This window comes from Actinoplanes sp. CA-131856 (assembly GCF_050956135.1).
In the GTDB taxonomy this organism is placed as follows: Bacteria; Actinomycetota; Actinomycetes; order Mycobacteriales; family Micromonosporaceae; genus Actinoplanes.
Map to the genome: position 1 here is coordinate 8,071,074 of NZ_CP191849.1, position 18,767 is coordinate 8,089,840.

Sequence of the window (18,767 nt, forward strand, 5' to 3'; positions counted from 1 at the left end):
GTCTTCCTCTCGCGCGCTCACTGACCAAGCGCTGGAGAAAGAGGGAGGAAACGCCGGGAACCGGACATGGGGGTACGCTTCGCGCACCCCGGACATGCCATGGGCATGGTCCGATTCCGCGCGCTGTCTCCCATCCGGACTGTCTGACCAGGTTGCCCTGATCAACCGTCGGCTCCGGGTTCTCACCAGATCCACCGTCCGTCGTGGTGACGACGTCCGGGTCGCGGGCTTACCGGCCTTGAGAGGCCGGATCACCGCCGGTTCGGAATTTCACCGAGTCCCGCCAGCGCGTGGTGGGTCACCCACGAGTTTTACACGCGCGATCGTTTTTGCCATCCCCTGGCGAGACAAGTCACATGTCCTCAGCTTGACGAACATGTTGCGAGACCTTTACACGTCGCCCTCGTCCTCGGACTCGGCGCGACGGCGGTCGATCGCAACATATGACCCCGGCTGGGACTTCGCGACCTTTTTCATCTCGGAGGCCACGGCGATCACCACGCGCGGATCGGTGAAACGGCGGCCGTCGACAGTCGCCTGCGCCACACCGATGGACAGGGTCACCAGGGCGGCCCGGTTCTTGTTGCCGCGGCGGTCGGGCACCTCGATGTAGCCCCGCCGCGCGTCCTCCGGGTCGTAGAGCTGGTCGGCCGACTGCTCGAAATCGGTCACCGTGCGCTTGGTCAGCGGCAGCACCTGATCGGGCGTACAGATGAAGACGAAGTCGTCGCCGCCGATGTGGCCCAGGAAGATCGAGGGCGGGCCGACCGCGACCACGGCCCGGTGCAGGCTGCGGGCCAGCTCGGTGATGAACTCGTCGCCCCGGTCGAAGCCGTAGACGTCGTTGACGCTCTTGAACCGGTCGACGTCGATGTAGCCCACCGAATATTCGCCGCCGGCCTTCATCCGGTCGGCGATCTCGCGCCGGACCCGGGCGTTGCCGGGCAGGCCGGTCAGCGGCGACACCTCGCGGAACTCTTTGTTGCGCCGCAGCGTGGAGGAGACGCGGGCGATCAGCTCGGCCGTGTCGAACGGCTTGACCAGATAATCGTCGACGCCGGCGGTGAGGCCCACCACCTTGTCGACGGTCATGCTCTTGGCGGTCAGCATGATGACCGGCAGGGCCGAGGTGAGCGGCTCGGCGCGCAGCCGGCGGGTCAGCTCGACGCCGTCCATGCGCGGCATCATCCAGTCGACAACGGCCAGGTCGGGCCGCTTGGTGTCCATCACCTCGAGCGCTTCCTGCCCGTCGCGGGCGCGGACCACGTCGTAGCCGTGGACCTTGAGGTTGAACTCCACGAAACTGGCGATGTCCTGGTCGTCGTCGACCACCAGGATGAGGTCGGGCCGGTCATCGGGCTCGCGACCGAGCTCGTCGGGCTTGTCGGGGATGACCCCAGTGCTCATGAGACTCCTTCCGCGAGGGCACGGAGCTTACGGATCGCCTCGGCCGGATCGGCCGCCCCGTAGACCGCCGTGCCGGCGACGAAGGCGTCGGCGCCGGCCTCGGCGGCCTGCTCGATGGTGTCGGCCGCGATGCCGCCGTCGACCTCCAGGCGTACATCAAGATCTTTAGCCGAGATGCGGCGCCGCACGTCACGCACCTTGCCCAGCATCTCGGGCATGAATTTCTGCCCGCCGAAACCGGCCTTGATCGTCATGATGAGCACGGTGTCCACATAGGGAAGCAGCTCGAGATAGGGCTCCACCGGAGTGTCCCGGTCGATGGCCAGGCCCGCCTTGGCCCCGGCCGCGCGCAGCGTCTTGGCCAGGTGGACCGGGTCCTCGCAGGCCTCGGCGTGGAAGGTGACGTTGTAGGCACCGGCCTCGGCGTAACCCGGCGCCCAGCGCTCGGGATCGGTGATCATCAGGTGCACGTCGAACGGGATCTCCGTCGCCTTGCGCAGGCTCTGCACCACCGGCAACCCGATCGTCAGGTTGGGCACGAAATGGTTGTCCATGACATCCACGTGCACCCAGTCGGCGGCGCCCTCGATCGCGCGCACCTCGTCGGCGAGACGCGCGAAGTCGGCGGCCAGAATGCTCGGGGCGATGATCGGCGATGGTGTCACGGCTGAAGTGTATGGCCTCCGGCCGCCGGTCTTCACGGCCTGTGGACAACCGATAGAGTGACCCCTCTTGATTCGGGAGTGGGGAACGTGACGATGCGAAGGTGGGCGGCCGTCCTGGCCGGCGCCTTGCTGCTCGCCCTGGCCGGGTGCGGCGAGCTGCCCCAGGGGGTCGACGGCGACCTGACCGACGGTTGGCACACCCCACCGCCCGCGCTCCAGTACCGTCCGGTCGGCGGCGGCTGCCACACCGACCTGGTCGAGACGGCGACGATCGACGACGACACCCGGGTCTCCTGCGACGATCCCCACCTGGCCGAGACGTTCGCGGTGACCGACCTGGGCGAGGTGTCCACGGCCGCGCGGGCCGCGCGGGGCTTCCAGGAGTGCTCGGCGAGGGCCACGGCCTACGTCGGCGGCGACTGGCGCACCGGCTGGCTGATCCTGCAGCCCGTCTTCCCCAGCGACAGCGCGTGGAAGGGCGGCGCCCGCTGGGTGCGCTGCGACCTGGCCGAGACGGCGCCGGCCGACGGCACGCTGGTCCGCCGCTCGGGCAGCGTCCGCGACGGCCTCAAGGGCGCCGGCCGGCTCAAGATGACCTGCGCCGACGCCGCCGTCGAGGGCGATCAGGTGACCGGCCTGCGCACGCTGAGCTGCGCGTCGAAGCACACGACGGAGTTCGCCGGCCTCTTCGTGAGCAAGCGCCCCACGGCGGCCGCGGTCACGGCGGCCGAGATGGAAAAGGGCTGCAACGCGGCCATCGCCAAGTTCACCGGCATCCCGAACGACAACACCATCAAGAACCGCGTCGGCTGGCTGGGCTTCCCACCCGACAAGGAGTCGTGGAGCCAGGGCGACCGGGCGATCCGCTGCTTCCTGTGGCTCAACGGCGAGAAGATGGTCGGCTCATACCGCAACGCCGGCACCAAGAAGCTGAAGATCCACTACGTCTACCGCTGAATCGGCCGGTAGCTGAGCGCCTCGTCGACGACATGCTCGGGCGGCAGGTCCCGGTGGAAGATCAGTTCGCTCACCCGCGGGTGCACGACGTTGGCCTCCAGCAGCCGCAGATAGTACGGCTGGTCGGCCGTCCCGCCCTTGACGATCCGGCGGACCACCTCGATCAGCTCGTCGCGGGTCACGTCCGGCACCCGCGGCCGGGCCGGGCGGGCGGCCTCGAGCGCGAAGTCCCCGGCATCGCGGGACTCCCAGAAGTTCTGGAAGTCCGTGGCGGTGTAGTCGTGGCCGGTCCCGGCGTTGAACGCGGCGATCGCCCGGTCGGCCGGCTCACCGCGCTCAAGCAGCTCCTCGATGTGGCCGATGGCCGCGCGGAGGCCGGCCAGGCGCTGTGGCGAGACCTCGGGCGCGCAGAGCTCGGGGCGTAACTCCATGCGGAGATTGTCGCCGTGCCCACCGCTACACGCGAAAGGCGCCCCGCGGCCTCTCGTTGCAGAGAGGCCGCGGGGCGCCCACGGAGCTGCGTTCCCTGCGGTTGGGGGCTTTAGAAGGCGTACCTCTAAGCGGTCCTCCGCAAAACGGCCAGGAACATGGCGTCAGTGCCGTGCTTGTGCGGCCAGAGCTGGACGGTCGGGCCGGTGCCGAGGCCGGGCATGCCGGGTGGGAGCAGCGGGCGGGCGTCGACGAAATCGACCTCGACGCCGCTGCGGCGGGCGCCCTCGGTGACCGTCACCTGGGTCTCCACCATGTGCGGGGAGCAGGTCACATAAGCCACCACGCCGCCCGGGCGGACCGCGCGCAGCGCCGCCACCAGGAGCTCACGCTGAAGCTTGGTCAGCGGCGGGAGATCGGCCGGCTGACGGCGCCAGCGCGACTCGGGACGGCGGCGCAAGGAGCCCAGGCCCGTGCACGGGGCGTCGACCAGCACCCGGTCGAAGGACTCCTCGGGCAGGTCGGGGTCGCGGCCCACCGAACGGCCGTCCATGGGCAGGACCGTGACCGGCATGCCCTCGGTCGCCTTCTCCACCAGGCGGGCGCGGTGTTCGGCGACCTCGACCGCGGTCACCTCGGCGCCCCGGGCCGACGCGATGGCGCCGATCAGGCCGGTCTTGCCGCCGGGGCCGGCGCACAGGTCGAGCCAGCGGGTGTCGCGGCCCTCGATCGGCGCCGCCAGCAGCGCGGCCGCCACCAGCTGGGAGCCCTCGTCCTGCACGTGGGCGCGGCCCTCGCGGATGGCCGCCAGCTCGCGCGGGGAACCGCCGTTGAGGTAGACCGCGTACGGCGAGAAGGCGCCGGGCACGCCGCCGACCTCGTCGGCCAGCTCGATCGCGTCGGCCCGGCCCGGACGCGCGCACAGGTGCACGGTCGGCGGCTGGTTGTCCTCGATCAGCAGGCGGGCCGTGTCGGACAGGTCGCCGCCGAGCGCCTCCTCGAAGGCCCGGATGATCCACTGCGGGTGGTTGTGCAGCACCGACAGGTTGGCGATCGGGTCTTCCTCGTAGGGCGGGGCGAGCCGCTCGAGCCACGCCTCCAGCGAGGTCTCGGAGATCGTGCGCATCACCGCGTTCGCGAAACCGGCCGCGCCCGGCGCGACCGAGCGCACCAGGTCGACGGTCTGGTTGACGGCGGCGTGCGCCGGCACCCGGGTGTGCAGCAGCTGATAGGCGCCCAGGCGCAGCGCGTCGCGGGCCGGCGGGTCGATGCGGGACACGTCACGGCCGGCCGCCGAGGCGACGATGAGGTCGAGAGTGCCCAGCGTGCGCAGGGTGCCGTAGGTGAGCTCGGTCGCGAACGCGGCGTCCCGCCCGTCCAGCCCCATGCCCCGCAGGATCTCGGGAAGGACGAGGTTGGCGTACGCGTCGTCGCGGTGCACAGCCGCAATCGCCTCGTACGCGGCCTGACGGGCCGGGTCGGACGGCGGGCGGCCGGCGCGCGGCGCCCGGCCCGAACGGGAGTCACGGTCGTATCCCGGTCCCTCGCCGCCGCGGCGCGGACGTCCGGAACCGTGCGGCCGGCTGGCCCTGTGGTCGGTCACTGAAGCTTCTCCCCCGGCTGGATCCGCAGCCCTCGTGCCCAGTCGGTGGCCGGCATCGGCTTCTTGCCGGCGGCCCGCACCTCACCCAGCGCCACCGGTGTGGTCGCCGTGCCCACGAGCACCTGGGTGCGCTCGACGAGCAGATCACCCGGCGCGAGCTGGGGCGCGTTGGCCACCGGGCGCACCGGCCCCAGCTTGAGCCGGTCGTCGCGCAGCGTCGTCCACGCGCCCGGCGCGGGCGTGCAGGCCCGCACGCGGCGGTCGACGGCGAACGCCGGGTCGTCCCAGCGGATCCGCGCGTCGTCCACAGTCAGTTTCGGCGCGAAGGTCACACCGTCGGCCGGCTGCGCGTGCGCCCGGGCGGCGCCCGACTCGATCGCGTCGAGCACGGCCACGAGCAGCCCCGCGCCCTCGGTGGCGAGCCGCTCGAGCAGGTCGCCGGAGGTGTCGGTGGGGCGGATGTCCTCGGTCAGGGTGCCGTAGACCGGCCCGGTGTCGAGGCCGGCCTCGAGCTCGAAGACGCTGGCCCCGGTCACCTCGTCGCCGTGCAGCACGGCGTGTTGCACGGGAGCGGCCCCGCGCCAGGCCGGAAGCAGCGAGAAGTGCAGGTTGACCCAGCCGTGCTTGGGGATCTCGAGGGCGCTCGGCGGGACCAGAGCGCCGTACGCCACCACGGGAACACAGTCGGGGGCGAGCTGCCGCAGGCGCTCCTGGAACTCGGGCTCGCGGGGCTTGGCCGGGGTGAGCACCTCGATGCCGCGCTCGTCGGCCCAGGCGCCGGCCGGCGAGCGGACCAGGCGCCGGCCGCGCCCGGCCGGGGCGTCGGGCCGGGTGACCACGGCCAGCAGCTCGTGACCGGAGGCGGCGATCGCGTCGAGGCTCGGAAGGGTGACGGCCGGCGTGCCGGCGAAGATCAGGCGCACCGGGTCACCGCCCCAGGCCGAAGATGCCCCGGCCGTGCGGGCTCTCCTTGATCGTGGGGGGCTTCCCGGCGTCGTACCACTCGGCGGTCCTGATCTGCTTCATCGCGTCCTTGCGGGCGGCGGCGTCGAGCCGGTCGATGAACAGCACCCCGTCGAGGTGGTCGGTCTCGTGCTGCACGCAGCGGGCCATCAGGCCGTCGCCGACCAGCTGGATGGGGTCGCCGTGCTGGTTGAAGCCGGAGGCGACCACGTGCTGGCGGCGCTTGGTGTCGATGTAGACGCCCGGGATGCTCAGGCAGCCCTCGGGCCCGTCCTGCTCCTCGTCGTCCGGGAACGACAGCACCGGGTTGACGATGTGCCCGACCACGTCATCCACGTCGAAGGTGAACACCCGCAGGCCGACGCCGAGCTGCGGGGCGGCCAGACCGGCGCCGCCCTCGTCCTGCATGGTCTCGGTGAGATCCTTGACCAGCTTGCGCAGTTCCTTGTCGAAGTCGACGACGGGATCGGCCGGCGACCGGAGCACCGGATCGCCGAACAGACGGATGGGCTGGACTGTCACGCGACAAGGCTCCTGACATCGTGGGCTGGCACCCAACTAGTCTACGGAGTGCCCCGGCGTGCCGAGCGTCACCGGCAGCGCCTGCCAGCCGCGCAGGTTCATCCGCGGCCTCCGCACCGGTTTTCCGGCCAGGCTCAGCTCCGGGAAGCGCTGGAACAGGGCGGGGAGGGCGATCTGCGCCTCGAGCCGGGCGAGGGGTGCGCCGAGGCAGTAGTGGGCGCCTGCTCCGAACGACAACGGTGTGTTGTTGGGCCTTTCGGGCCAGAATTCGTCGGCTCTTTCGAAGCGGCTCGGGTCGCGGTTCGCTGCTCCCAGGAGGAGGACGAGTTCGGCGCCGTCTTCGATTTGGACATTTCCGATTTTTACGCTTTTTGTGGAGTAGCGCTCGGTCAGCTGGACCGGCGAGTCGAAGCGGAGGATCTCATCCACCGGCGCCTGCGCCCTTCCATGCTCGAGGAGCAGCACGATGCCGTTGCCGAGCAGGTTGGTGGTGGTCTCGAAGCCGGCCACGAGCAGCAGCATCAGGTTGCCGAGCAGTTCCCGGCCGGTCAGCTCGCCGCCCCGGGCCAGCGCCGTGGTGAGATCGTCGCCCGGGTCGCGCCGCTTCCTGGCCACGAGGTGGATGAAGTAGTCCTCGAGCTCGACCGCCGCCTCGTGAGCCTTTTGCTCGTCCTGTTCGGTCCACCGCACCTCCAGCACGGCGGTGAGCGCCTCGGCCAGCCGCCGGAACTGCCCACGGTCCTCGGGCGGCACCCCGAGCAGGGCGGTGATCACCCCGATCGGCAGCGGATAGCAGAGCTCCGACATCAGATCGGCCGTGCCGTCCAGCCCGTCGAGCGCCTCGGCGACCTGCTCCTCGATCACGGCGCGGAGCGTGCCGACCCGCCGCGCGGTGAAGACCCCCGAGGCGAGCCGGCGCATCCGCGTGTGATCCGGCGGGTTGGACCGCAACATGGAGTCGGCGAAGAGCTCGAGCGCCTTGTTGTCACGCCAGTCGCCCCATCGGCTGTCGAGACGCTTGATGTCGTACGTCTCCATGGCCGGATCCCGCAGAATCCCATCCACCGCCGCATAGCCGGAGACGAAGTAGTAGCCGTCGGCCACCGGAAGCACCGGCCCGTGTTCGCGCAGAGCCGCGTAGGCGGGCACCGGGTCGTGGGTGGCGCTCGGGGACAACAGGGTCTTCACGGCTTCAGCGGCATCCATGGTGGACATTCTCCAGCAGGACCCTTCGACTCGAACCGGATTTCTCATCCAATCGGATGTGTGATCCGCGCCCCGCCGGTCCCTCACCGGAAATGTCGGGGGGTCCGGGCAGAATGGCTGCGATGGCGACCAAGGGCACGCGAGCAGACCGGGTACCGGCAGAGACCCTGCCGGTGGCCCGCGTGTGCGTCGACGTCCCGCTGCCCCACCTCGACCGCCTCTTCGACTACCTGGTGGCGTCCACCGACGACGAGTCCGCCCGGCCCGGCGTGCGGGTGAAGGTCCGCTTCGCCGGCCAGCTGGTCAGCGGCTTCCTGCTGGAGCGGGCGGAGACGTCCCCACACGGCGGCAAACTCGCCTACCTGGAAAAGGTCGTCTCCCCCGAGCAGGTCCTCGACCCCGAGATCACCCGCTTGGCGCGGGCGATAGCCGACCGCTACGCGGGAAACCTTTGCGACGTCCTGCGCTTGGCGGTCCCCCCACGCCACGCCCGGGTGGAGTCCCAGTCCCCCAAGCCTTCGACGACGGCCACGCCCTCCGCCACCGTTTCTTCGTCCGCCGCCGTTCCCTCCTCCGCCGCTGCCGCCTCTTCCTCCGCTGCCGCCTCTTCCTCCGCTGCCGCCTCTTCCTCCGCTGCCGTCTCTTCCTCCGCCGCCGCCCCCTCCCCCGCCGCTGCCGCCTCTTCCTCCGCTGCCGTCTCTTCCTCCGCCGCCGTTCCCACCTCTGCCGCCGCCGTTCCCGCCGTCGCCGTCTCCGCTGCCGGGCCCGGCGCCCCGGACGCCCTCGGGCTGACCGGCCCTGTCCCCACCGGCGAGCAGCGAGAGAGCAGCCCTGAGGGCGGGCCGGCCGACCCGACGAACGCCACCAAGCCATCCGACGCGGTGGCCGGCTCCAGTGCGAGCTCGGCGGTCCTCGGCACTTCTCACCACGCCGCCCTCGACGAGAGCCCGAGCCCCGAAAGGCCCGCAACAGACGAGGCCCTGACCTCCGCACGGATCGTGACCCCCATCTCGCCGCCCCACGCCGAGGGCTCAGCCAGGAGTGGGAGCGGTTCAACCGCAGGCGACCCAGCCAGAATCGAGAACGACCCCACCCCGAGCGGCGCGGCCGGAAGCGGCTCAAGCCCTCGCGGCGCGGTCGCGATCGGAAACGGCCCAGCCCCAAGTGACGCGGCCGGAAGCGGAAACGGCTCGACCCCAAGCGGCGCGGCTGCAAGTGGAAACGGCCCCACCCCGAGCAGCGCAACCGAAAGCGGCAACGGCCCCACCCCGAGCGGCGCGGCCGGGGGCGGGGCGCTGCCTGCGGTTGAGGTTGGTGGCTGGGGGGCGTATGTCGCTGGGGCCGCGTTCTTACGGGCGCTGGCGGACGGGCGCGACGCTCGTGCGGTTTGGGGGGCTCTGCCCGGTGAGGACTGGGCGGCTCGGATCGCTGAGGCGGCTGCGGCCACGGTTCGGGGTGGGCGTGGGGTTGTCATCGTGGTGGCGGATGCCCGTGATCTCGATCGGGTGGATCGGGCGCTCGGAGTCGCTCTGGGGGCGGGGCAGCATGTCGCTCTGAACGCGGCGCTCGGGCCCGCCGAACGGTACCGGCGGTTTCTCGCGGCCAGCCGGCATCAAGTGCCGGTGGTGGTGGGCACCCGGGCCGCCATGTGGGCTCCGGTGGCCGAGCTGGGGCTTGTCGTCATCTGGGACGACGGGGACGACCTGCACGGGGAGCCCCGGGCGCCCTATCCGCACGCGCGTGAGGTGCTTCTGACCCGGGCCCAGTTGGCCGGGTCGGCTGCGCTTGTGGCGGGCTTTGCTCGTACGGGCGAAGGGCAATTGCTCCTCGAGACCGGCTGGGCCAAGGAGATCAGTGCCGGGCGGGACGTGCTGCGGCAGCGGGCGCCGGCGATCCAGCCAACCGGTGACGATCCGCAGCTGGCGCGTGATCCGGGGGCCGCCACCGCTCGGCTTCCCAGTCTGGCCTGGCAAGCGGCTCGGCAGGCGTTGCAAGCGGGGGCACCGGTTCTGGTCCAGGTTCCCCGGCGGGGCTATCTGCCGTCGATTGCTTGCGCCGATTGCCGTACGCCGGCGCGCTGTCCACATTGCTCGGGGTCGCTGGAGCTTTCCGGCGCCCGTGATGTTCCCACCTGCCGATGGTGCGGTCGGGCCGCCGCGGCGTACGCGTGTCCCACCTGCGGCGGCCGGCGGCTGCGGGCCTCGGTGACGGGCGCCCGTCGTACCGCCGAAGAGCTCGGCCGCGCCTTTCCCGGCGCGACCGTACGCACCTCCGGCCGTGACGAAGTTCTCGACACCGTGCCCGCCCAGCCCAGCGTCGTCGTGTCCACGCCGGGCGCCGAACCGGTCGCCGAGGGCGGCTACGGCGCCGTGCTGCTGCTCGACACGTGGGCGCTGCTGACCCGCTCCGACCTGCGCGCGGCCGAGGAGACCATGCGCCGCTGGCTCAACGCCGCCGCCCTGGCCAAGCCCGCGCCGCAGGGCCGCGTCATCGTCGTCGCCGACGGCTCCCTGGCCACCGTCCAGGCCCTGATCCGCTGGGACCCGGCCTGGTTCGCCTCCCGCGAGCTGACCGAACGCCGCGAGCTCGGCTTCCCGCCGGCCGCCCGCATGGCCAGCGTCACCGGCCTGACCGAGGCCGTCAACGACTTCCTCGACACGGCCCGCCTGCCCGCCGGCGTGGAACTGCTGGGCCCCGTACCCGCCCCCGACGACCAGGAACGCATGCTCCTGCGCGTCCCCCGCTCCCAGGCCGCCCCCCTGGCGCACGCCCTGCACGAGGCCGCCGCCGTCCGGAGCGCCAAGAAGGCCCCCCAGCCCGTCCGCATCGAGGTCGACCCCTCGGCCCTCTTCTGACCACCGTGGCCTTTTAACCCACCGTCAGGTCGAAGGTCCCGTCCTTCAGCCGCGCGACGAAGTCGGCCGCGTCCACCGCCTGCACCACCGCGTCATCCCACGACTCGCTGGCGTTGCTGACCATCAGAACCGGCGCCGGGTCCTGGCGCAGATCGAAGACGAAGTTCTCCAGCCCGCCATCACCACCGATGAGCGCGATCCCCGGAAAACGCTCCTCCGCCTCCCAGATCGCCAGCACGTCACGCCCTTCCCGCGGCGGGTAGAGCCACACGAACTTCCCCGACGCCAACACCCCACGGCGCAGCCACGACGCCGACTGCAGATAGGACCGCCACGCCTCCGGCAACACCGGCCCGTCCGCGAACTCCGCGTCCTTGACCGCCCCGCGAAAGTCCACAACCTCCACAACCGACCCCACCAGCTGTGTGTTCAGCTCCGCGACATCCGCTGCCGCCACCACGAGCCCGCCGGCCGAGAGGGTTTCCGCCCCCGCCTTCCCCGCGAAGAACTCCGGCCGGACCTCAAGCTTCAGTACGAAGCCCGCCCCATCCGCCGCCACGAACTCTTCCCGGGCCACACGCTCCGCCGCGGCCCGCTCCCCGAACACCCGAAGGTCCGCCCCACCAGGCACCCCTCGCCACTCACCGGCCTCGATCTTCTCGAAGTCCCCGGCCCCCACCGCACACCACAGAGTGACGGCATCCCCAGTTTGATCTTGACCCATGCCCGAAGAGACTACCGCCAAGATCACCCCACAAACACACGCTCCCCAGCTCACAGCACCCCTTGACCCACCCCACCCCTTTTCTCACGCGAAAAAGCCAAAAGCCGGCACCCCCACAAAGCGGGGGCACCGGCTGACGAGCGAAACCTCAGGCAGCAGCGTTCTTGAGATCCTGGGCCCGGTCGGTGTTCTCCCAGAGCAACTCCGGAATCTCCCGCCCGAAGTGCCCATAGGCCGCAGTCTGCTGATAGATCGGCCGCAGCAGATCAAGGTCGCGGATGATGGCCGCCGGACGAAGGTCGAAGACCTCGTTGATGGCCTTCTCGATCTTCTCGACCGGCACGTTCTCCGTGCCGAACGTCTCCACGAACAGCGACACCGGGTGAGCCTTGCCGATGGCGTACGCCACCTGGGTCTCACACCTCTCGGCCAGCCCCGCCGCCACCACGTTCTTCGCCACCCAGCGCATCGCGTACGCCGCCGAGCGGTCCACCTTGGACGGGTCCTTGCCCGAGAACGCGCCGCCGCCGTGGCGCGAGTAGCCGCCGTACGTGTCGACGATGATCTTCCGGCCGGTCAGGCCGGCGTCGCCCATCGGGCCACCGATCTCGAAGCGGCCCGTCGGGTTCACCAGCAGGCGGTAGCCCTCGATGTCGAGGCCGAGGCCCTCGAGCTCGGGCGCGATCACGTGCTCGCGGATGTCCGGCGTGAGCAGCGACTCGAGCGAGATGTCGGCCGCGTGCTGCGACGAGACGACCACTGTGTCGAGGCGTACCGGCTTGAAGCCGTCGTACTCGATGGTGACCTGGGTCTTGCCGTCGGGACGCAGGTAGGGGATCGTGCCGTCCTTGCGGGCCTTCGACAGCCGGCGGGCCAGGCGGTGGGCCAGGGCGATCGGCAGCGGCATCAGTTCGGGCGTCTCGGAGCAGGCAAAGCCGAACATCATGCCCTGGTCGCCGGCGCCCTGGGAGTCGAGCACGTGCTCGCTGTCGCCCTCGCGCAGCTCGAGGGCGCTGTCCACACCCTGGGCGATGTCGGGCGACTGGGAGCCGATGGACACGCTGACGCCGCAGGACGCGCCGTCGAAGCCCTTCTTCGACGAGTCGTAGCCGATGCGCAGGATGGTGTCGCGGACGATGCTCGGGATGTCGGCGTACGCCTGCGTGGTGACCTCACCGGCCACGTGCACCTGGCCGGTCGTGATCAACGTTTCCACCGCGACCCGGCTGCGGGGGTCCTGCCGCAGCAGGGCGTCGAGAATACCGTCGCTGATCTGGTCAGCGATCTTGTCCGGGTGGCCTTCCGTGACCGACTCGGAGGTGAACAGGCGGCGTGCCACGGTGCTCCTCAGATTTGTCGAATACAACGTAACCGGGAAGTGTAGTCACCGCACCCGGGCTGGCTCACCGCCGCCCACCTGCCCATCCAGTAGGACGGCGACGCGGTCCCAAATCATATCGGCCACATCGTCTTTAGGGAGTTCGGCGTGACTCGCCGTGCTCCCGTCAGCGCCCAGCAGCGTGACCTCATTGTGGTCGGCGCCGAACACGCGGTCCACTCCCACCTCGTTAACGACGATCAGGTCGGCACGTTTCTTGATCAACTTAGCCCGGGCGTTCTCCAGGGCGTCGTGCGTCTCGGCCGCGAAAGCGACCAGGACCTGCCCCGGCTGCTTCGCCGCACCCAGTTCCGCCGCGATGTCCGGGTTGGTGGTCAGCTCGATCGGCGCCGGCGTACCACTGTCTGTCTTTTTGATTTTCTCGGCCGCGACGCTCACCGGCCGGAAGTCGGCCGGCGCCGCCGCCATCACGATCGCGTCGGCGTCGGCCGCCGCCTTCACGGTCGCCGCGCGCAACTCCTCGGTCGTACCCACCCTGATCAGGTCCACACCCGCCGGATCGGGCAGCGTCACGTTGGCCGCGATCAACGTCGTGCGCGCTCCCCGCGCGGCGGCCGCCTTCGCCAGGGCGTACCCCTGCTTGCCCGAAGATCGATTGCCCAGGAACCGCACCGGGTCGAGCGGCTCCCGCGTGCCGCCCGCCGTCACCACGACGTGGCGGCCCTGCAGATCAAGGTCAAGACCGCGTCTGAGTACGCGCTGAGCCAGCTCGAAGATCTCCGCAGGATCCGGCAGACGCCCCTTGCCGGTGTCCTTGCCGGTCAGCCGGCCGACCGCCGGCTCGATCACGACAGCGCCCCGCGCCCGCAAGGTCGCCACGTTGGCCCGGGTCGCCGGGTTCTCCCACATCTCGGTATGCATGGCCGGCGCGTACACGATCGGGCAGGTGGCCGTCAGCAGCGTGTTGGTCAGCAGGTCGTCGGCGATGCCGTGCGCCGCCTTGGCCAGCAGGTCGGCCGTCGCCGGGGCGACCACGACGAGCTCGGCCGCCCGCCCGATCCGCACATGCGGCACCTCGTGAACGTCGTCCCACACCTCGGTGGCGACGGGCCGCCCGGAGAGAGCGGCCCAGGTCGGCGCCCCGACGAATTGCAGCGCGGAGGCGGTGGGCACGACACGCACACCGTGGCCCGACTCCGTGAAGAGGCGAAGCAGCTCGCACGCCTTGTAGGCGGCGATGCCGCCACCGACCCCGAGCACGACTTCCGTCACCACGACCCCCGACAAGTGCCAAGTCCCGAGACCAGGGCCGCCCGGGAAGCTTCGCCTTCGATCCTGCCCGACCGCCATCCACCCGGCACACCAACCCCGCCCTCCCAGGGGGACCCCCACCTGAAGGCCATTCTGCCGAGAAACACAAGATCGCGCGGACAGCCTGTGGACAACCATCGCCGCGGCGACTCATGCCTGTGGAAAACCGCCAGGATCGCTGTAGGACGGAGTGGGCCGGCCCAGCGCGCGGAGGGGCCCGACGGTGCGACGGCAGCGACGCGGGACGAGCACATCGCGGGACAAAGCGAGCACATCGTGAGACAGAGCGACGCGAGATGAGCACAGTACGGCGTGGGGCAACGCGGGAGCGGCGCAAGCCCGGGCAGGGCGAGAGCGGCGCGGGAAAGGGCGGGAGCGGCACAAGGCCGGGCAGGAGCGGCGCGAGGCCGGGTGAGAGCGGCGCAGGACCGGGACAGTGCGTAGCGGGGCCGAAGCGACGCGGGGCCGGATCGGTACGCAGCGGGCCGGAACGACACGGGGCCGCGGCGGTGCGCAACGGCCGGAACGACACGGCTCGGGAGCGGCGCGGGGCCGGAGCAGTGCAAAGCGGGGCCGGAACGACGCCAGGCCGGCACGGAGCGGCAGCGGCGCGACATCGTCAGGCTGCGGTGCGCAGCAAAGCGGGCCGTCACCCAAGGAGCGAGGCCAACACGACGAGCGCGCATGGCATGGGACGACCGCGGTACTCAGCCGCGGACCACCGAATGCCGAGGGGGAAATGCAGCGATCCCGCGGCCACACTGTGGTCGCGGGATCGCGGGTGGCTCAGGCCACCAAGTTTTGAGCGACGCCCCCGATCAGGGGTTGTCGGTCGCCTCGGCCGTCAGGAGACCGGCGTTGATCTCGCGCATGGCGATCGAGAGCGGCTTCTCCTGCGGGGTGGTCTCGACGAGCGGGCCCACGTACTCGAGGAGGCCCTCACCGAGCTGGCTGTAGTAGGCGTTGACCTGGCGGGCACGCTTGGCCGCGAAGATCACCAGCGAGTACTTCGACGAGGTCTTGTCCAGCAGCTCGTCGATCGGCGGGTTGGTGATGCCTTCGGGGTTCGCGATGGTTCCCACAGTTGTTCAATCCTTAATGCTCTGGGGCTTGCGCTGGCGTCAGATATGACGAACCGAGCAATCCTACCAGCTCGTCCGCCGCGCGCTCGACGAAGTCGTTGACGACCGTGCGGTCGAACTCCTTCTCGTGCGCCAGTTCCTCGTCCGCGTGCTCGAGGCGGCGGCGGATCGTCTCCTCGTCGTCGGTTCCCCGGCCGACCAGGCGGCGGCGCAGCTCCTCGACGCTCGGCGGCGCGAGGAAGACCAGCTGTGCGTCCGGCATCGAGGCGCGGACCTGGCGCGCGCCCTGCAGGTCGATCTTCAGCAGGACCGGCTGGCCCTGGCTCAGCCAGCCCTCGACCTGGGCCCGGGGCGTGCCGTAGAGGTTGCCGGCGAACTCGGCCCACTCCAGCAGTTGTCCGCCATCGATCAGCCGCTGGAACTCCTGGCGGGTCACGAAATGGTAGTGCTCGCCGTCGGTCTCGTAGTCGCGCTTCTTCCGGGTCGTCACGGACACGGACAGCTTGATCCAAGGCGAGCGCGCCCGGATCAACTCGATCACGCTGTCCTTGCCGACCCCACTGGGGCCGGAGAGGACGGTGAGTCGGGCCGCCGGGCGCGCGTCGTCATCCATGCTCACAAGGCTCATTCAACACGAGCCCATGAGTCAGTTCGCAGCGAACTCCCCCAGGAGGGCCTTGCGCTGCTGGTCGCCGAGACCGCGCAGCCGGCGGCTGTCAGCGATCTTGAGCTTCTCCATGATCTGCGTCGCGCGGATCTTGCCGATGCCCGGCAGCGCCTGAAGCACGGCCGAAACCTTCAGCTTGCCGACGACCTCGTCCTCCTCCGCGCGGTCGAGCACCGCGGCGAGGGTGGTCTTGCCGGACTTGAGCTGTTCCTTCAGCTCAGCCCGAGCCTTGCGGACTTCCGCGGCCTTCTCCAGCGCTGCAGCGCGCTGCTCGGGGCTCAGTGACGGGAGCGGCACCAGTTCTCCTCAGGTCCCTATCGCGACGGTAGGTCAATACCGGCGCTTCTGTGAAACGTGGTGTGCCAGGTAACCAAAGGGGCATGTGGTTCCCCGGCGCCGGGAAAACTAGCGGTCAACGGCGGTTTCGGCAACGTGGGGGTACCCCCGCACCCGTTGTCCGCATCCCTGGTAAGCAGGGACCTTTTCACCCGAGCGCAGCTGCGCACTCGTCTGCGGCGCGTTCGGCTGCTAGACGCAGCTCGGCCACTGATGGTCCCGCCGTCAGAACTTCCCGTGAGTACGACGGCAGCACGTTACGCAGGCTTTCCCCGAAGACACGGCGCAGGTCGGAGGGGGTCGCACCCTGCGCTCCGAGGCCCGGGGCGAGCAGTGGACCGTTCACTGCGGACAGGTCGTGACCGGTCTCCCCGATCGTCGCCCCGATGACCAGACCGAAGCTCCCGAGGGGCTCCGCACCCTTGTTGAGCTGGGAAATCTCGTCGATCATGGTTTGCGCCACGGTCGCGCCGCCGGCGGTCACGGCATGCTGGACGGACGGTCCCTCCGGATTGGACGTCAGGCCGAGGACGAAGACGCCGCCGCCGTTGGCGGCCGCGACGTCGAGTGCCGGCTGCAACGATCCGAATCCGAGATAGGGACTCACAGTAATCGCGTCAGCACGCAGAGAACTCGCCGGATCCAGGTACGCGGAGGCGTACGCGGCCATGGTCGAACCGATGTCGCCGCGCTTCACGTCGAGCAGGACAAGAGCTCCGGCCTCCCGCGACTGTCGGATAGTTGACTCAAGAATGCCGATGCCGCGTGACCCAAATCTCTCAAAAAACGCCGACTGCGGCTTCAGCACGGCCACCCGATCGGCCAGGGCCTCGACCACCGTTAGGGCGAAGCGTTCCAGGCCGGCCACGTCGTCGGACAGGCCCCACTTGGTCAGCAGGGCGGCGTGCGGATCGATGCCGACGCACAGCGGGCCGCGCTTTCCGGTCGCCTCCACGAGGCGCTTGCCGAAGGTCTCCATCGTCTGTCATTCCTCTTCCGTGTCGGGTGGCCGCCAGCGCGCGGGCGGCCGATGCGGTAGTGCGGATCTTGTGAGGACCGGCGGGCGGGAGGCGCCGGACAGCCCCGCCCGGGAACCGGACAAAACGGCGGCCGGGCAAAGCGGGCGAAAAATCTCCGTGTGTTCTGCGCCGCAGTACGCCGAAATCAGCCGACCGTGGCCGCCGCGGCGACCCCGGCGGTGATCCGGGCGATGTCCTCGGCCCCGGTGACGTACGGCGGCATCGTGTAGACGAGATCGCGGAAGGGCCGCAACCAGACCCCGTGGGCGACCGCCGCGGCCGTCGCGGCCCGGATGTCCACCTCGTGATCCAGCTGCACCACCCCGATGGCGCCCAGGACCCGGACGTCGGCGACGCCGGGCTGCCCCCGCAACGGCTCCAGGCCGCCCCTGAGACCGTTTTCGATCAGTCGGACCTGATCTACCCAGGCCCCGTCCCGCAGCAGCCTCAGCGACGCTCTGGCGACCGCGCAGGCGAGCGGATTACCCATGAAGGTCGGCCCGTGCATGAGCCCACCGCCGGCTCCGTTCGAGATCGCCTCGGCCACGGCCGTCGTGCAGAGCGCCGCCGCCAGCGTCAGGTAGCCACCGGTGAGCGCCTTACCGACACACATGATGTCGGGCACGACCCCGGCGTGCTCGGCCGCGAAGAACCTCCCGGTCCGCCCGAATCCGGTGGCAATCTCATCGAAGATCAGGAAGATGCCGTACGCCGAGGTCGCCTCCCGCAGCACGCGCAGATAACCCGGATGGTGGAACCGCATGCCACCCGCGCCCTGCACGACCGGCTCGACGATCACCGCCGCGATCTCCCCCGAGTGCCGCTCGATCATCTCGACGAGCTTTTCCGCGTACGCCTCGTCGAACTCCACCGGTGGCCCGTCCGCGAAGACCTGAGCCGGCAGCACCCCGCCCCACAGCGAGTGCATCCCCCCTTCCGGATCACAGACGCTCATCGGATGAAAGGTGTCCCCGTGGTAGCCCCCGCGCCAGGTGGCGAGCCGCCGTCGTCCCGGATGACCGAGCGCGGCCTGCGCCTGGAGCGCCATCTTGATCGCGACCTCGACGCTGACCGACCCCGAGTCGCACAGAAAGACATGCTCCAGACCCTGGCCGCCGCCCGAGGAGAGCCCCGGCTGGCCGGAACCTCGGGGCGCCAACTCGACCAGCTCGGCCGCCAGTTCGATGGCGGGCTCGTGGGTGAGGCCGCCGAACATCACATGGCTCATCCGCCGCGACTGCTCGACCAGCGCCTCGTCCAGCGCCGGATGCCGATATCCGTGGATCGCCGCCCACCACGACGACATCCCGTCGACCAGTTCCCGGCCGTCGGCGAGCTTCAGCCGTACGCCCGAAGCGCTCTCGACCAGATAAGGCTCACTCCGCCCGGGCATCGGCCCGTAGGGATGCCAGACATGCGCCCGGTCAAGCCCGAGGAGGCGCCCCGAATCCGCCCGAGCAGGCGCGGAGAAAGGGGACGTTGAGGAAGGGGCCGCGGAGGAAGGGGCCGCAGCAGAAGGAGCCGCGGAGGAAGGGGCCGCGGCAGAAGGAGCCGCAGCAGAAGGGGCCGCGGAGGAAGGGGACGGAGAAGAAGGGGCCGGGGAAGAGGGGGACGCGGCAGAAGCGGGCGCGGCGCCGCCCGGTCCCCCGGCCGGGGACGGCGAACCGTCCGCGGCCGGGAGG

The 18,767-nt window shown here is 70.5% G+C and carries 17 protein-coding genes and 1 riboswitch; of the genes, 2 read left to right on the plus strand and 15 right to left on the minus strand.

The features are described from left to right. Positions 1 to 118 precede the first annotated feature (118 nt). Positions 119 to 292, minus strand: a riboswitch (FMN riboswitch). A 98-nt stretch (positions 293 to 390) separates the two neighbouring features. After that, on the minus strand, positions 391 to 1,407 hold the full coding sequence (locus ACQP2X_RS36930) for a GGDEF domain-containing response regulator (protein ID WP_498689898.1): 1,017 nt from the start codon (positions 1,405 to 1,407) through the stop codon (positions 391 to 393). Next, a complete protein-coding gene (gene rpe / locus ACQP2X_RS36935; RefSeq protein ID WP_360239233.1) occupies positions 1,404 to 2,072 on the minus strand; it encodes a ribulose-phosphate 3-epimerase in 669 nt (222 codons plus the stop codon). The genes ACQP2X_RS36930 and rpe overlap by 4 nt, the downstream gene beginning before the upstream one ends. A 93-nt stretch (positions 2,073 to 2,165) precedes the next feature. Here rpe and ACQP2X_RS36940 point away from each other — a divergent pair, with 93 nt between their 5' ends. Then, positions 2,166 to 3,029, plus strand: coding sequence for a septum formation family protein (locus tag ACQP2X_RS36940; RefSeq protein WP_498701130.1), 864 nt, complete (start codon positions 2,166 to 2,168; stop codon positions 3,027 to 3,029). On the opposite strand, the gene ACQP2X_RS36945 is transcribed toward ACQP2X_RS36940, so the two are convergent. The 5 genes from ACQP2X_RS36945 to ACQP2X_RS36965 all read right to left on the minus strand — a co-directional run bounded on the left by ACQP2X_RS36945 (position 3,020) and on the right by ACQP2X_RS36965 (position 7,752). Further along, complete coding sequence (locus ACQP2X_RS36945) at positions 3,020 to 3,460, minus strand: bacteriocin immunity protein (RefSeq protein WP_498689899.1); 441 nt, start codon at positions 3,458 to 3,460, stop codon at positions 3,020 to 3,022. The two genes, ACQP2X_RS36940 and ACQP2X_RS36945, sit on opposite strands and share 10 nt — an antisense overlap. 125 nt (positions 3,461 to 3,585) lie before the next feature. Then, positions 3,586 to 5,061 (minus strand): RsmB/NOP family class I SAM-dependent RNA methyltransferase, encoded by a 1,476-nt coding sequence (locus ACQP2X_RS36950; protein ID WP_498689901.1) that lies wholly within the window; start codon positions 5,059 to 5,061, stop codon positions 3,586 to 3,588. After that, positions 5,058 to 5,984, minus strand: coding sequence for a methionyl-tRNA formyltransferase (gene fmt / locus ACQP2X_RS36955; RefSeq protein WP_498689903.1), 927 nt, complete (start codon positions 5,982 to 5,984; stop codon positions 5,058 to 5,060). The genes ACQP2X_RS36950 and fmt overlap by 4 nt, the downstream gene beginning before the upstream one ends. 4 nt (positions 5,985 to 5,988) lie before the next feature. Continuing rightward, positions 5,989 to 6,546 (minus strand): peptide deformylase, encoded by a 558-nt coding sequence (gene def / locus ACQP2X_RS36960; protein ID WP_498689905.1) that lies wholly within the window; start codon positions 6,544 to 6,546, stop codon positions 5,989 to 5,991. A 36-nt stretch (positions 6,547 to 6,582) separates the two neighbouring features. Beyond that, on the minus strand, positions 6,583 to 7,752 hold the full coding sequence (locus ACQP2X_RS36965; protein WP_498689907.1) for a cytochrome P450: 1,170 nt from the start codon (positions 7,750 to 7,752) through the stop codon (positions 6,583 to 6,585). A 122-nt stretch (positions 7,753 to 7,874) separates the two neighbouring features. On the opposite strand from ACQP2X_RS36965, the gene ACQP2X_RS36970 reads away from it, so the two are divergent. Next, positions 7,875 to 10,607 carry a primosomal protein N' gene (locus ACQP2X_RS36970; protein WP_498689909.1) on the plus strand — a complete coding sequence of 911 codons (2,733 nt, stop codon included), beginning with the start codon at positions 7,875 to 7,877 and terminating at the stop codon, positions 10,605 to 10,607. A 13-nt stretch (positions 10,608 to 10,620) separates the two neighbouring features. On the opposite strand, the gene ACQP2X_RS36975 is transcribed toward ACQP2X_RS36970, so the two are convergent. From ACQP2X_RS36975 to ACQP2X_RS37010, 8 genes are all read right to left on the minus strand, one after another. Then, complete coding sequence (locus tag ACQP2X_RS36975) at positions 10,621 to 11,331, minus strand: hypothetical protein (protein WP_498689911.1); 711 nt, start codon at positions 11,329 to 11,331, stop codon at positions 10,621 to 10,623. 148 nt (positions 11,332 to 11,479) lie between these two features. After that, the gene (gene metK, locus ACQP2X_RS36980) at positions 11,480 to 12,670 is read right to left on the minus strand and encodes a methionine adenosyltransferase (protein WP_498689913.1); all 1,191 of its coding nucleotides are present in this window, start codon (positions 12,668 to 12,670) and stop codon (positions 11,480 to 11,482) included. A gap of 45 nt (positions 12,671 to 12,715) precedes the next feature. Then, entirely contained in the window at positions 12,716 to 13,942 is a 1,227-nt protein-coding gene (gene coaBC, locus ACQP2X_RS36985) for a bifunctional phosphopantothenoylcysteine decarboxylase/phosphopantothenate--cysteine ligase CoaBC (RefSeq protein ID WP_498689915.1), read from the minus strand. Between the two features lie 857 nt (positions 13,943 to 14,799). Beyond that, a complete protein-coding gene (gene rpoZ, locus ACQP2X_RS36990) occupies positions 14,800 to 15,063 on the minus strand; it encodes a DNA-directed RNA polymerase subunit omega (RefSeq protein ID WP_015623990.1) in 264 nt (87 codons plus the stop codon). Positions 15,064 to 15,076: 13 nt separating this feature from the next. Then, entirely contained in the window at positions 15,077 to 15,676 is a 600-nt protein-coding gene (gmk, locus tag ACQP2X_RS36995; RefSeq protein ID WP_498653800.1) for a guanylate kinase, read from the minus strand. Between the two features lie 33 nt (positions 15,677 to 15,709). Further along, positions 15,710 to 16,027 carry an integration host factor, actinobacterial type gene (mihF, locus tag ACQP2X_RS37000; RefSeq protein ID WP_020517554.1) on the minus strand — a complete coding sequence of 106 codons (318 nt, stop codon included), beginning with the start codon at positions 16,025 to 16,027 and terminating at the stop codon, positions 15,710 to 15,712. Positions 16,028 to 16,214: 187 nt separating this feature from the next. Then, positions 16,215 to 17,045, minus strand: a complete 831-nt coding sequence (gene pyrF / locus ACQP2X_RS37005) for an orotidine-5'-phosphate decarboxylase (RefSeq protein WP_498689917.1) — start codon at positions 17,043 to 17,045, stop codon at positions 16,215 to 16,217. Between the two features lie 185 nt (positions 17,046 to 17,230). Then, positions 17,231 to 18,478 carry an adenosylmethionine--8-amino-7-oxononanoate transaminase gene (locus ACQP2X_RS37010; RefSeq protein WP_498689918.1) on the minus strand — a complete coding sequence of 416 codons (1,248 nt, stop codon included), beginning with the start codon at positions 18,476 to 18,478 and terminating at the stop codon, positions 17,231 to 17,233. Positions 18,479 to 18,767 lie beyond the last annotated feature (289 nt).